The 13,821-nt window shown below is 71.6% G+C and carries 12 protein-coding genes and 1 riboswitch; of the genes, 3 read left to right on the plus strand and 9 right to left on the minus strand.

Annotated elements, in window-relative coordinates; genetic code table 11:
• Positions 1-13: 13 nt before the first annotated feature.
• The 6 genes from FRANEAN1_RS32505 to FRANEAN1_RS32530 all read right to left on the minus strand — a co-directional run bounded on the left by FRANEAN1_RS32505 (position 14) and on the right by FRANEAN1_RS32530 (position 5,865).
• The gene (locus tag FRANEAN1_RS32505) at positions 14-493 is read right to left on the minus strand and encodes an NUDIX hydrolase (protein ID WP_020463928.1); all 480 of its coding nucleotides are present in this window, start codon (positions 491-493) and stop codon (positions 14-16) included.
• Positions 494-616: 123 nt separating this feature from the next.
• Positions 617-1,339 carry a TIGR03085 family metal-binding protein gene (locus tag FRANEAN1_RS32510; protein ID WP_020463929.1) on the minus strand — a complete coding sequence of 241 codons (723 nt, stop codon included), beginning with the start codon at positions 1,337-1,339 and terminating at the stop codon, positions 617-619.
• 85 nt (positions 1,340-1,424) lie between these two features.
• On the minus strand, positions 1,425-1,865 hold the full coding sequence (locus FRANEAN1_RS32515) for a response regulator (RefSeq protein ID WP_020463930.1): 441 nt from the start codon (positions 1,863-1,865) through the stop codon (positions 1,425-1,427).
• Positions 1,862-3,568: a CHASE3 domain-containing protein gene (locus FRANEAN1_RS32520; RefSeq protein WP_347176844.1), complete on the minus strand. Its 1,707-nt coding sequence runs from the start codon at positions 3,566-3,568 to the stop codon at positions 1,862-1,864. The genes FRANEAN1_RS32515 and FRANEAN1_RS32520 overlap by 4 nt, the downstream gene beginning before the upstream one ends.
• Complete coding sequence (locus FRANEAN1_RS32525; RefSeq protein ID WP_041255031.1) at positions 3,565-4,773, minus strand: SpoIIE family protein phosphatase; 1,209 nt, start codon at positions 4,771-4,773, stop codon at positions 3,565-3,567. The genes FRANEAN1_RS32520 and FRANEAN1_RS32525 overlap by 4 nt, the downstream gene beginning before the upstream one ends.
• 315 nt (positions 4,774-5,088) lie before the next feature.
• On the minus strand, positions 5,089-5,865 hold the full coding sequence (locus tag FRANEAN1_RS32530) for a hemerythrin domain-containing protein (RefSeq protein WP_020463933.1): 777 nt from the start codon (positions 5,863-5,865) through the stop codon (positions 5,089-5,091).
• Between the two features lie 157 nt (positions 5,866-6,022).
• Here FRANEAN1_RS32530 and FRANEAN1_RS32535 point away from each other — a divergent pair, with 157 nt between their 5' ends.
• Positions 6,023-6,403 (plus strand): hypothetical protein, encoded by a 381-nt coding sequence (locus tag FRANEAN1_RS32535; RefSeq protein WP_157472871.1) that lies wholly within the window; start codon positions 6,023-6,025, stop codon positions 6,401-6,403.
• Positions 6,404-6,424: 21 nt separating this feature from the next.
• On the opposite strand, the gene FRANEAN1_RS32540 is transcribed toward FRANEAN1_RS32535, so the two are convergent.
• Positions 6,425-8,161, minus strand: a complete 1,737-nt coding sequence (locus FRANEAN1_RS32540; protein ID WP_020463935.1) for a DUF4139 domain-containing protein — start codon at positions 8,159-8,161, stop codon at positions 6,425-6,427.
• A gap of 1,426 nt (positions 8,162-9,587) precedes the next feature.
• Between FRANEAN1_RS32540 and FRANEAN1_RS32545 the strand changes: the two genes are divergently transcribed.
• Positions 9,588-9,977: a hypothetical protein gene (locus FRANEAN1_RS32545; protein ID WP_020463936.1), complete on the plus strand. Its 390-nt coding sequence runs from the start codon at positions 9,588-9,590 to the stop codon at positions 9,975-9,977.
• Between the two features lie 90 nt (positions 9,978-10,067).
• On the opposite strand, the gene FRANEAN1_RS32550 is transcribed toward FRANEAN1_RS32545, so the two are convergent.
• Entirely contained in the window at positions 10,068-10,526 is a 459-nt protein-coding gene (locus FRANEAN1_RS32550) for a hypothetical protein (RefSeq protein ID WP_157472872.1), read from the minus strand.
• 208 nt (positions 10,527-10,734) lie between these two features.
• Positions 10,735-10,941, plus strand: a riboswitch (cyclic di-AMP (ydaO/yuaA leader).
• A 161-nt stretch (positions 10,942-11,102) separates the two neighbouring features.
• Between FRANEAN1_RS32550 and FRANEAN1_RS32555 the strand changes: the two genes are divergently transcribed.
• Complete coding sequence (locus FRANEAN1_RS32555; RefSeq protein WP_049795808.1) at positions 11,103-12,059, plus strand: C40 family peptidase; 957 nt, start codon at positions 11,103-11,105, stop codon at positions 12,057-12,059.
• Between the two features lie 1,050 nt (positions 12,060-13,109).
• Here FRANEAN1_RS32555 and FRANEAN1_RS32560 read toward each other — a convergent pair.
• Positions 13,110-13,760, minus strand: a complete 651-nt coding sequence (locus tag FRANEAN1_RS32560; protein WP_243657505.1) for a PHB depolymerase family esterase — start codon at positions 13,758-13,760, stop codon at positions 13,110-13,112.
• Positions 13,761-13,821 lie beyond the last annotated feature (61 nt).

Consider the following 13,821-nt stretch of genomic DNA (forward strand, 5'->3'; position numbering starts at 1 on the left):
TTTCGGCCGGCGCTCAGGTGAGGGAGTAGGGGGTCTCGGGAGGGCCGGCGGTGAGCCAGGAGGTGAGGAAGGGGGCCAGGGCGGGCGGGTAGACCGTGTCGGGGGTGGATCCCAGCTCCGGGAGGGTCCACCAACGCCAGCCGAGAGTGGCCCGGCGCTCCACGTCGCTCCACGCCGCGTCGTCCACGTCGACCCGGTTCGGCAGGCGCGCCACGAAGAAGGACTCCTCCTGCCGGTAGTCCACGCCGAGGAAGGTGAAATAGGCCGTCCGGGTGGCGACGCAGGGCCCGAGGTCGGCGACGGTCACCCCGACCTCCTCCCGGATCTCCCGCACCCCGGCCTGCGCCGGCTCCTCCCCCGGATCGAGGCCACCGCCTGGTACATGCCACCAGGTGGGCCCGTCGGGAAGATCCGGATCGTGCGACCGGATGAGCAGGAAGGCGTCGGCGGGATCGAACAGGATGACCCGGGCGGCACGGCGGAGGACGGGCATTCTCCTAGCCTGCCAGTCCGGCCGGCACCCGACGTGCACATGTGGACGTCGTCGCCAGGCCTCGGCCCGTCGCCAGCCCGGCCGGCCCCGGCGATCACCGCCGCCCGGGGGACAGGACCGGCGTCAGAGGCCGGCGGGCGCCCCGGCCAGCGCCGTGATCGCCTCCGGGTCGCCGCGCAGCTCGACCCGGGCCGCGGCGCGCCGCCCGAAAGCGAACAGTAGGAGCTCCTCGGGGGGTCCGACGATCTCGACCACCGGTTCGCGGCGCCGCAGGGTCAGCCGCCCGGGGGTGTCGGTGCGTTCGGCCACCACCCCGACCTCGCTGTGCCGGAACCCGGCGAGACCGACCAGCCGGAGCGCGCCCCAGAGCGCCTCCCGGTCGGCGATCACGTCGTCACCCGGCTTCAGCCCGAGCCCGGCGCCACCGACCGCACCACCGGAACCGCCCACAGCACCGGCGAAACCACCTGAATCACCTACCGCGGCGAACCCGGGCGCGGCCCGGAGCAGGTCCTCGGTGTGGACGTAGAACTCGATCGCGTTGGCGGCGTCGTCGACGACGGCGAACCGGGTCGGATGCCACCACGGCGGGCCCGCCCGGAACATCTCCACCAGCTCGGGGAAGGTGTGCGAGCGCATCGTCGCGCGCTCGGCGCGTTCGGTGACACCGTGCAGCGCGCCGACGACCAGGCCGGGTGCCGCCCACGGCACGCGCTCCCGGGTGACCAGGTGCGCGGCGAGGTCGTGCGCCGTCCAGCCCTCGCACAGCGTGGGGCTCGCCGGCCCGAGTTCGCGGAGGAGATCGGCCAGGTTCTCCCGTCGTGCCCTTGCCCGCCCAGCAGCCATGGCGTGACTCTAGGCCATGGATACGGGGGTAACGGCGCTTCAGACCCGCCGCCACGTGGACGAGCCGCCCACCCGGCTAACCCGGCTACTGCGCGGGCAGCCGGGCGACGGTGATGAAGAAGTCGTCGATCTGGCGCACAACCGCCACGAACCGCTCGAAGTCCACGGGCTTGGTGATGTAGGCGTTGGCGTGCAGGTCGTAGCTGCGCAGCACGTCCTCCTCCGCCTCCGAGGTGGTCAGCACAACGATGGGGATGCGCCGCAGCCGCTCGTCCGCCTTGACCTCGGCCAGCACCTGCCGCCCGTCCCGGCGGGGCAGGTTCAGGTCGAGCAGGATCAGGTCGGGCCGCGGCGCGCCGGCGTACGGGCCCTCCCCACGCAGGTAGGCCAATGCCTCGACACCGTCGCTGACCACGTTGAGGTTGTTCTTGAGCTTGTGGTCCTCGAACGCCTCGCGGGTCATCAGGACGTCGCCGGGGTCGTCCTCGACCAGCAGGACCTCGACCGGGACAACGGGCTCGGTCACGAACGATCTCCTGACTTCGGCGGAACGGCGGCCACGACGGGACCAGCAACCACGACAGGACCAGCAACCGAACCGGGACCGGGACCGGCGGACGAGACAGGACCGGTGACCGAGGCCGGCGGCGCCCCGTCCGCCTCAAGGTCGGCGGGCAGGACCACGGCCGGGCGTTTCGGGAGCGTCCAGCGGAAGGCGGTCCCGGACTCCACCGTACCGTCGAGCCAGATCCGGCCACCGTGGAACTCGACGATCTTGCGGCACAGCGCCAGACCGATGCCGGTGCCCTCGTAGACGTCCCGCGCGTGCAGGCGCTGGAAGATCACGAAGATCTTCTCGGCGTACTCCGGCTCGATGCCGATGCCGTTGTCCGCGCAGAACAGCTCCCACTCGACGTCGCGGTCGATCGCCCCGATCCGCACCCGCGGGGCCTCGTCGCCACGGAACTTCAGCGCGTTGCCGATCAGGTTCTGCAGGAGCTGGGCCAGCAGAACGGGGTCGCCGGGCACCGCCGGGAGATCGCTGGCGGTCACCTCGCCGCCGGAGCTCTCCAGGGCGAGCGACAGCGTCCCCACCACCCGCTCGAAGACCTCGCCCAACGGGACGTCGACGAAACTGTCGGTGGTGCGGCCGACCCTGGAGAAGGCGAGCAGGTCGTTGATGAGCTGCTGCATGCGCTTCGCGCCGTCGACGGCGAAGTGGATGTACTGGGTCCCGCGCTCGTCGAGCTGGTCGCCGTAGCGCCGGGACAGAAGCTGGCAGAAGCTGGCCACCTTGCGCAACGGCTCCTGCAGGTCGTGCGAGGCGACGTAGGCGAACTGCTCCAGGTCGCGGTTGGACCGGCGCAGGATCTCCGCCTGCGCCTCGGTGGACAGCCGCGCCCTGCGCGCGGCCTCGAGCTCACCGATGAGCTGCAGGCGCATCGATTCGACGTCCCGTGCCAGGGTGACGATGTCGGGCGGCCCCACCGACTCCACCGCGTGCTCCAGGTGCCCGGCGGCGACCTCGCGGACGTCCGTGCCGACGGCCTCCAGCGGCCGCGTCACCCACACCCGCAGCGCTCGGAAGATGAGTGCCAGCAGCACGATGAGCGCCAGCGCGGCCACGACGAGCGAGATGATGAGCGTCCGCAGTGCGTTGGTGACGTCCTCACGGGCCGCCAGCGCGGCGATCCGGACGGCGTCGTCGAAGTCCGCGGCCGCGGCGCGCACCGCGTCGAACCGGGTCTTGCCGAGAACCGGGTCGAGGATTCCCGGCGAGTCGGTGCCCCCCCGGCGGACCGCCGCGATGGACGGGTCGGCGTAGTCGCGGTGCCAGTCCGCGATCCGCGCCTGGAGGACCCCGAGCAGCCGCTCGAGCTCCGGGCGGGCGGCCACCCGGCCGACGAGGACGGAGCTCAGCCTCGCCTCGGACTGCCGCCCGGTCTCGTACGGGGTCAGGAACGCGGGGTCGCCCTGCAGGAGATACCCGCGCATGCCGGTCTCCTGGTCGACCAGGCTGGACGTCAACCGGACCGTGACTGTCTGCGCGGGCGCCAGGACGTCGCTGCGCACATGGATGGCGTCGTCGAGCCGGACCAGCGACCAGGCGACGATCCCGGCGGCCAGCAGCAGCACCATGGACAACGCGATGTACACCGCGGCGAGCCGCCGGCGCAGCCGCCAGCCGCGCATCCTGCGCAGCACCGCCGGTGCGGCCTGGTCGCTCACGGGACCTGCCCACGGATGAGCAGCAGCAGCGCCACGTCGTCGGTCAGCGGGCCGCCGTTACGTTCCTCCACGCGGTCGATCAGGTCGTCGAGCAGGCCGTCCGGCCCGCGCTCGGGCCACAGCCGGGCCACCTCGGGCAGCACGCCCGCCCAGCCCAGCGGCTCCCCGCCCACGCTGTCGCGGCCCTCCAGCAGGCCGTCCGTCGCGAGCAGCAGTGCCCAGCGCTCACCGAGCTCGATGGTCACCTCGTCACTCACCACCTCGTCGAGGATGCCCAGTGCCGGCACGACCACGTCACCGCGCAGCGCGGCGATCCGCGGGAACAGCAGCGCGGGCGGCGGATGACCCGCGAGGGTCATCCGCAGGCTGCGCCGGTCCGGCGCGATCGCCAGCGCGCAGACCGTCGCGAAGATCTCGTCCCGTTCCCGCTCGCTGACCAGGACCTGTTGCAGGAAGCCCAGGCGGTCGGCGTCCGGAACGCCGGCCAGGACGAGGGTGCGCCAGGCGATCCGCAGGCTCACCCCGAGCGCGGCCTCGTCCGGCCCGTGGCCGCAGACGTCGCCGAGCAGCACGTGCACCGTGCCGTCCGACGTCGACACCATGTCGTAGAAGTCGCCGCCGAGCAGGGCCTGCCGGTGGCCCGGGCGGTACCGGGCCCGGTGGTCCAGCGTCGGGTCGTCCACCAGCGGCCTGGGGAGCAGGCCCCGCTCCAGGCGCGCCTTCTCCTCGGCCTGCAGCTCCGACTCGCGCAGCGCGAGCGCCGCGGTGTCCGCCCGCTCCCGCTCGATGGCGTACCGCACCGCGCGCAGCAGATCGCGCCCGTCCACCTGGCCCTTGACCAGATAGTCCTGCGCGCCCGCGGCGACGGCCTCGGCTCCGCGGTACTCGTCCACCAGGCCGGTGAGGACGACGACCGGCGCGCCCCGCTCGACGGTGAGCAGCCGGCGCAGGGCCGACAGGCCCTCGCTGTCCGGCAGTCCCAGGTCCAGCAGGACGCACGCGACCTTCTGGGTGTGGACGATCGCCTCGGCGACCGTGCGCACCCGGGTGAGCCTGAGCGGGGCGGCCACCTCGTCGAGGAGCTCGGACACCAGGAACGCGTCGGTGTCGTCGTCCTCGACCAGCAGGACCGTCCAGCTCGCACCTTCGACGCTCTCCGTGCCGGCCACCGGCGGCCGCACGGCAAGGCTCTCGCTTCCGGACACATCTCCTCGGCAGGGACGACAGGTCAACGACAGGTCACGTGCAGATGTCGGATCAGGCATAACCGACCCATGTCGGGCCGCGCCCGGACTTCGCAGCATGGCATGACGAAAGGCCCGTGCGAACGATGGAACGCCGAATCACACAACGCGAGCGCGCTCGAACGCTCGCGGGTCAGGTAGTTCTCACCATCTGGTGACACCGGGACGGCCCGATCCGGGTGGGCGGCGCGGATCGGTCAGGGAGCGCGCCCGGCCAGAAGGCGCCCGGTCGGGACGCACCCGGCCAGAACGCGAACAGAGCCGGGAGGCGAACAGTCAGGGGGCGGTCGTGCGGGCGTGGCGGCTCGGCTCCCGCTGCGGCTGGTCCGCGGTCGGGCGGCCCAGCAGGTACCAGCCCCACAGCCCGGCGGGTGCCGGCGCGCGGATCGGCCGGCCCGCCACCGCCCGGGCGTCCATGGTGTCGAGCAGGTGATCCCAGCGCCCGGCGACGCGGGCCGCGAGCCGGCTCGAGCGGCTCGGCCCGTGCCCGAGGTGCGGATGGGGCCGGGTGGGCGCCCGCCGCATGGCCCGCTCGAAGTCGGTGCGCAGCCGGCGCCGCCGGGTGTCGGAGAGGACCGACTCCAGCTCGTCGAGCAGCTGGTCCTCGGCGCGGGCATGGGCCGCGGCGAGGTCGGTCAGGTCGTCACGGAGCTCGGCGAGGCCGCGGCCCGGGCGGTTCAGATCCCCCTGGACGTACTGCTCCATCCCCCGCATCACCGACGCCGCCTCGCGCGCCAGCCCGCGCAGGGCCGCCGTCCGCGCCCGCCCGTGCGGAACCAGCCGGGCCGCCCGCGGGTACACGACACTTTCCATCACGCTCAGGTGGGCGCTGAAGGCCGCGACCGCCACGTCACTGGCGTGCAGGGTCTGTCGAGGGTCCGCGGGGAGCACCTGGGCCCGGCCGGCGAGTTCGAGCAGGTCGCTGGCATCCCGGTGTGCCGCGTGGACCAGACCGGTCAGGGAGCGAGCCTGACTGTCGTGATCCTGGTTGTTGTGGTCCTGGCTGTCGTGATCGCTGTGGTCGCTGTGGTCCGTCTTGTTGGTGTCGGCCATGGCAGACCTCCCATACCACCAAGCTACGCCGACGCGTATCCGACCGCACCACTCCGCTTACACATCCAGCGGCTGTCGTCCACCCGAATCACACATTTTTCCCAGTCCTTACAGGACCATGCCTACGGTACGGAAGGTTTCGGCTACTGTTCAGCACATGCTCGGCAGCGTCGCCCCCACCCCACTGAGCGAGGCGATCATCGCCGCCCGTTCGCGGCTCGGCCACGCTCGCAGTCTTCTGATCCGCCAGGAGCTACCACCCCTGGGCCACCTGATCATGCGTCATCAGATGCCCGTCCCCGGCGGCGTGGAGGCGCTGTGGGCCATCGTGTCGTCCTGGCCGGATCTCCACTCGATCCGCGGCCGGAGCCTCAACGACGGCGCCCACCCCGCGCTGCTCCACGTCCGGATGGGCAGCCCCGTCGTCATCCCGGCCTCCGCGGTGATCGACTGGGCCGTGATCGGCGACAACGGCCAGATCAAGGAGGGCGGCTGGACGCGCGGGCTCGACGCCTCCACCACCGCTCTCCCCCGGTGACCGCCCGCGGGCGGCGCCGGGTCAGTCGCCCCAGCCGGTGATCTCCACGCCGCGAGGGTGCTCGAGCCGGTAGGACAGCGTGATCTCCCGGCTCGAGCCCGGCTCGAGCTCCAGCTCCCAGGTAAGCAGCCCCAGATCGGTGTGCTCGGTGGCGGCGGGAGCGGCCACGACCTCCCTGACCTGGATGTTCTCGTGCCGGGAGACCGGCACCTGGTCCCGCACGGTCACCCGGGCCCGCATCGGCGCGTGGTTGGTGACGGTGGTGCGGTGGACGACGTCCGTCCGCCGGGTGTTGCCGACCACCCGCCGGCCGGTGACCCGGCTGACCAGCTCGCGCTCCACCCTGATGCGGTCGTCCACCCCGAGCCGAAGCTCCATCTCCCCGCCGGGCGGGACGAGCTCGAGGCGCGTGGTGCCGACGAACTCCGGGCCGTGGAAGACCGACGCCTTACCTGGCAGCAACGTGTGCGACGAGGTGTTCACGACCGCGGCACGCAACAGCGCCTCGGCGGCGAGCTTGGGCACGGTGACGTGGTCGAGAACGGCGTCGAGCTCGATCACTGCCACGGTGGTGCGGTGCGGGTCCCCGTCCGCGGGTACCGCCACCGGCCGCGGCGGGCGGTAGGTCGACGCGGGGCCGGCCGACTCCAGCGTGGCCTCGGCGGCAGCCATCGGCGGCGGGGCCTGTGCCGGCGCCGCCATCGCCGCCGGCATGAAGGTCGTCATGCCGTCGCCGCCACCGCCCCTGCCTTCGCCGGACGCCTTGGCCCGCCCGCGGGGAAGGACCCGCGGGCGGGCGATGTCCACATACTGCGGGCTCAGCTCGGGCAGGTCGACGCCGCTGGACGGGCGGGCCGTGGACAGCCGCAGGTCCGTCACGGGCCAGTCCTCGCCGGTGCGCTGACTGATCATCGCGAACCAGGTCAGGGTGACCCGCTCGCCGTCCAGCCGTGCGTCGTAGCCGGATCTCCAGGAGGCGGAACGGACCAGGTAGGAGACCTCCAGGTCCACCAGCGAGGCTGTCCTGTCGACCAGCACGCCCTCCGCCGGGCCTTCGGTGGCCGTCGGCGGCTCGAGGTCGACGACGATCGCGCGGGTGTCCGGCTCGGGCCGCGCGTGGCGGGCCTCGATGACCCGGCCGAGCACGGTCAGCTCCCGTTCCGTCTCCTTCCGCCGCTCGGCGAGCGCCCGCCGGCGCGCGTGGACGGCCGACATCTGCGCCGCGAACGCGTCGCCGACAGTGACCAGCCGGGCTGCCGCGTCCCCGGGCCCGTCGCCCTCGCGGTCGGTGCCTTCGTGTGCCCAGCCGCGCGCGAGGGCGCCGGCTCCCACCCGGGCGGCCACGTCGAGGAAGGAGCGACGGGCCCGCTCGGTCTCGTCCTCGTCGCCGATCTCGGCCAGGTGCGCGCGCAGCTCGGCCTGGCGGGCGCGCAGGTCGGCGAGGGCACCGGCGTCGGGGGTAGCCCGGGCCTGGGAGACGACCCGCACCCCGAGCACCCGCGCGGAGCCGGTGCCGCTGACCCGCACCGAGTCCTCGTCGAGCTCGAGCGGCAGCCCGCTGAGAGTCACCTCGACCCGCTCGGACGGCGAGCCGAGCGTCGCGACATCGAACCGGCCACGGCGGGTCACGCGCGCGGCGGTGGGATAGACGACCACGGCGCTGATCGGCGCGTCGAGGAGCACCGACGGCGGCGCGCCCGTCGGTGCGCCCGCCGGTGCGTCAGGAAGGTCAGGTGTGCCGTCCGCCGTGGACATCATCCGGACACCATATGGTCGGCGACCGTGCTATCCCCGTGGGACACCGCTGATCCCGATGCCGCCCCGGTGCCGCTCGGGCCGGGCGGCCGCGGGGCCCGTTACGGTCCGCCCGTCCAGGGAGACCCGAAAGGTGCGCCACCGGCCCCGTCCACCAGGACCGCGGCGCCACGGCAGGCCCGCGTGCGACCGTGGCCCCGGTGGCCGACGCCGCCCGCTCGACCGGGGTGGAACGCCACACTGAAGATCGTTTTTTGGCGGGCGCGCCGAGCTCCGGGCGACAGCCGAGCCCTCCGAGACCATGACCTTGCGTCACCGTCAGACCGGAGGCAGGCACCGCGCCGGCTCGACCGCTCGCAGGCGAAGGCCTTCAGGCCCGCGAGCCCGGAGGCCATTCGGCCCATACCCGGCCGAGGAAGCAGCGGCCCGACCGAAGGTCATATCCCGCAGCCGCGGAAATGCCCGGTGGATGTCGATCCGATCACCGGAGGGGACCGGCCGTTCGACGCCCCCACCGGGCCTGGAACAACATCCAGTGCACCACCAGGATTGCTGAACGGAACTCGCCCTCCGTATGACTCCGCGGCCGCTCCCTGACTTCGCGTCGACCCGCTCACGACCACGGAACCGCGCCGGCGACCGGTCATTGCGACGCCGCACAGCTCTGGTCTCGGGCCGTCCGACGCAGGTCGTCGGATCGATCTCCCGGCGCAGCGGTACGGCTCACCAGGAACAGGCGGGAGATCACGCCGAATCAGCCCAGCGGGGAGGACCCGCCAAGCGGCCATCAGCCGATCGGATAGGCATCGATCCGATCAGCGCTGCGCGTAGCCGTTCCGGCTGGAGATCGGGAAGGCGCCAGATTCGCGCCGCCCGATTCGATTGTCCGACGATCTCACCGATGGTGGCCGCAGTGCCCGACAGCTCGTTCATCCGATCAACGGAAATCGCGCTCCGTATACCGCGTATGCCGCGCCCGGCCGGGGTGCCGGAGCGCGCGACATAGCCGACACCGAAGCCAGAGATATTACTCACAGTAACCATCATCGTCGGCGAGACCCGCGGCCGGGAGCGGCCGAATCCGCTTCCGGCGCCTCTAGCCGCATCCCGTGGCGGTACGGGTTGTTGTGGGTATCGAGTCCGAACGTCGTCTGCCCGCGCGGCAAGTCGGGTTGATCCCGCACAGACAGGGGTATCCGTTGGTCGACACCCGATACGTGACACCCGTCTCCGTCGCCGTCTGTTGGCCGACGGCCGGATCCGGCCGACCGCATGCCGGAAACCCGATGCGTCGACTAACGTAACCAACCGTGTCGGAACTTCGGCGACGGTCGCGAGTGGCGTGGTGGCGCACATCCCACGCCTTGCCGGGCCGCGCCGCGACGCCCACGGGCTGGCCCGGTGCCGCTGCCAGCCGCCGGAGCCGGGCATGACGCACCCACGCCCGCGGCACCACGAGATCTCCGTACTGCCCGACCGCGAGGACCTGATGGCCGAGCTGGCGAGCCGGCTCGAGGCCCTGGACGCCCTGCTGAGCCGGCTCGAGGACGCCGAGCGCCAGGCCGCGGACGCCGGTGAGCACCTCATCCGGACACGGCAGTGGCAGGAGGACACGGTCCGGACCATCCAGGAGGAGCGGGCGCGGATGCGCCAGCGCCAGCAGGCCCTGGACGACCTGGCCGAGCACGCCCGCGCGGCCGTCGAGGCCCTGCACGGCAGCCACCGCTCGCTGCCGCCCGAGGTGAAGCAGCTCGAGATCGAGCTCCAGGTCCTCAACAGCTCCGGCTTCCTGACCCGGCGCAACGGCCGGGCTCGCTGAGCGGCGATCCCGCCGGGCGCGCCGTCGGCGCGCTCGCCCATCGGGGTCCACCTCGCCGTTTGGTGTCCGTTTCGCACTTTCGGGGCGAGATCAGGCCGGGTTCGGCTCCCAAACGCTCGTCCTGCTCGGAGCGCACCACCACTGAGCCGCCCGGGAGCCGACGAGGACGGGTACGTCGCGCACCCGCTCGATCCCGTCAGGCTCGATCCCGTCAGGCTCGGGCTCGTCCGGAGCCATCTCCGCGGGCACGAGCCCGGCGGGCGCCACCGCCTCAAGGATGATCTCGCCGGTCCAGGTTCCGGAGGCGGAACCTGGACCGGCGGCGGTGCTCGGTGGGGCTTCCGGGAGACTCCTGCCCGCCGGCGCCGCGTCGATCCGTTCACGTCCCAGGAGCACCTCGAAGGGGTCCTGGGGATCGGGCCGCGCGGTCGTCCGCGGCCGCCGGATCGAGGCGGGAAGAGACGGGCCGGGGACGGAGCGAACCGGGGCCGTGAGGGGCTCCGCGGGTAGTCCCAGCCCGGTCGGCCGGTACGGGAAACCCCCGCGCAAGCCAGGAAGTTCTGGTCACCTAACGTGTTGGGACGTGATCCTCGTGTGGGCGTCCAAAAACGTGACCGAAGGCTCAGCACCCCTCCTGACCTGGGCAGATGCGGCGCCGCAAGGGACACTTCTTTGCACACTCGACGTAGTTGAGGAGGACTAGTGTTTACCCGCACCATCCGTGTGGACTAGTCTCGCTTCCGACGTCACGACAACACCGGACCGAACGCCGAATCCTGCCCGCGGTCCTGGTGTCCCCTCCGAGTCGTCACCACGGGCAGGAGCGGGGGACCCACCTCCACCGGCTGGCGCCACGACACGGCGCTGGCCTAGGGGTGAAGTCCATCGCGTGAAGGTCGCGCTATGGACCGGGCAGCCCAGCCCGAACCCGACAGCTCACCTCGCAGGCGTACGGGAAGGAACGCAACGTTGTCTGCGCAAAGTGTGCAGCTTGATGCTGAGAGACGCCGGCAGGAAGGGCGCGGTCGCCACCGTGCGCCGTCCGCCCCCACGGCGTCCAGCCGAGCCAGAGCCAGGGCCCGTACCGTCGCGGCCATCACCACCGGAACCGTCGCGGTCTCCGGGGTGGCGCTCGCCGGGTGCGCCCAGGATGTCAACTCGGACGTCGCGCTGGACGACGGCACGAACACCGCCCCGATGACGCTCGCGACCCAGATCGGGTCCCGGCTGGCGGTCGACGGAGCCATCCAGGCCGCCACCGCTACCGGCGGCGGTTCGGGCACCGTTCTCGACGCCACCACGGACATCTCCGCGCCGACTCTCTCGTCGAAGATCGACGTCGGCCTGCGCGTGACGAACCCCGAGGTCACGGTCAACGCGGACGAGCCCGTCAACATCGGCTTCTCGCTCTACAACGAGGAGACCCAGGCCCCGATCCCGGACCAGCTCATCAAGGTCCAGGTCAAGCTGCCGACCGGGTGGGCGACCTTCCTGCACCTGACGACGGACGACCGCGGCTTCGCGTCGTACACCGCGAAGGTGCTCACCACCACGAATGTCACGGCGATCTTCGACGGCACTGACGCCCTCCAGTCGGCGCACTCGGAGAACGACGCCACGCTGCACGTCCGCCCGGCTCCGCCGCCGGTGCCCGCACAGGCCTCCCGCAGCGCGGACCGCACGGGCGTGAACGTCAACACCCCGGTGGTCAGCGTCAACCTGCCGACCAACACCCTCGGTGAGAAGGCCGTCTACCTGGCCTCGCTACAGGCCGGCAAGCCGTACGTCTACGGCGCCGAGGGTCCCAACGCCTTCGACTGCTCCGGTCTCGTGCAGTACATCTATCGGCAGCTCGGCAAGAGCCTGCCGCGTACCACCGACCAGCAGTACGCGGCCACCACCCATATCTCCCAGTACAACAAGGCGCCCGGCGACCTGATCTTCTTCGGGAGCCCCGGAAACATCTACCACATGGGCATCTACGCCGGCGACGGCAAGATGTGGGTCGCGCCCCGCACTGGTGATGTCGTCAAGCTTCAGACGATCTACACGACCTCGTACTTGGTCGGCCGCGTCACCTGAGAACGGCGGGCCCACGGCCCAGCCAGGAGACTGGCTGTTCTCGACGTCGATCGTTCCACAAGCCCACGCACCGCTCGGACGGGGCTGCCCGAACGCAGACGCCCCGTCCCCCGGAACGAGCCGCAGCGCGATCTCCCCCTCCGGTCGCGCGCGGTTCCGCCGCCGGGTCGGGGTTGTCGGGATCAACCTCGGCCCGGCGGGTCTTCCGGAGTTCACCAGGTCCCCTGTACCGGACCGTCGGCGTCATGTCTGCTCGGGAACGTCTGTGCCTCGGAACGTCTGGAGTAGCTCTACCGCGGGTAGATTCCGGCACCTTCCGTGACGATTCCGCTACGTGGCGCCTCCAGTGGGCTGGCCGACAGCCATGAACGGTAGGCCGTTGCGACATCATTCTACTTCGGCATAAGTAGCGTAGATGTAGCTTTAGCCGGCCAGACTGCCACTACCAGGCAGCAACACCCCCATTCGAACCAACCCACCCCCAGTACCAGCCCACGCGAAAGTCAACCGCACCCCACCGATCCGAGATCCTTCCGGTGGGACGGACGTCAGATCCCCCCCCCCATCTGACGTCCGTCCGGCCGGAAGGCCCCGGACTCCGCTGGCCGTCTGTCCGATCCCCCCCCCATCGGGCCGGCGGCCAGCGGACCCCCTCAAGCCTTCCGGCCGCCCGCTGGTCCGTCGGGGCCGTTACCCCCCCTCCCGGCGACGTCGACGGACCGCTCGGGCCCCGGCCGTCCCACCCCTCGCGGGGCGGGACGGCCGGGGCTCCGGGAAAACTCGAAGGACCCCTCCGCGCGGCGAACGCGCACCTCCGCGCCCGGCCCCTCGGCCCACACGGCCGCGGCACGCACAGGGCCGCGGACCCACCAGAGACCCGGCGACGCGGGCACACAGGGCCGCAACCCACACACAGCACCGCGGCAGGCGCAAGCCCCGAAATGGCCAGCAAGCCGTCCCCGGCGGGGCCGGCGGCCGGCCAATCTGTTAAATGACTAGTTCTTTGCTACTAGCGCGAACTGTCTGGTCAGCGCACCGAACCGAACTGGATCAGACCTTCCGGCGAAGGTCGCGGGAGAAGTCCCACAACGTGCTGCTGACCTTTTTGTCCCAGTCCGTCTCGGCAACCCGCCCGTGCTGGGTGACGTTGTCGCAGGTGGGGCCGGGCTCCGCTTCGAACTGTCCCACGACGCCCACCGCCGCGTAGACGGGGGGGCCGGGCGAGCAGGCGGCGAGCAGGGCGAGCCGCGCACCCTCCCCGATACCCCAGACGTATATCCGGTTCAGGTCGATGTCGGTGCGTTCCTCGTCCATGTAGCGGACGACGTCGCGCAGGTACTGCTGGTCCGCTCCATTCGGGTCGTCGAGTCGCCAGGTACCGGCGACCGCCTCCGGGAAGGCGAGCGCGAAGTCACGGCGGTTCGCCAGCGACGACGCGTCACTGTCATGTTCCAGTGAACTCGCATCCGTATTGTCATCGTGCAGGATGATTACCAGGGGCAACGGGTCATTCGGTTTGGAGGGTGCCTGAACGAGCAGTTCCCGGTCGGCTGACGGATAGCCATCCGGGATTGTGACCCGTTCGACCTTGGGACGGCCATTGGCCGCGACGAGCCACCAGATGGCCACAAGTGCCACCCCGGCGATGATCACGTTTCTCTTGTTCTTGCCCCACCAGCCGGCAAGGGGATTCGACGCCACGATCCAACCGAACCACACCCGGCCCCCGGAAATCGCCGGATTCAGCCCAGCGCGTCAACGC

This window comes from Parafrankia sp. EAN1pec (assembly GCF_000018005.1).
GTDB lineage: Bacteria > Actinomycetota > Actinomycetes > Frankiales > Frankiaceae > Parafrankia > Parafrankia soli.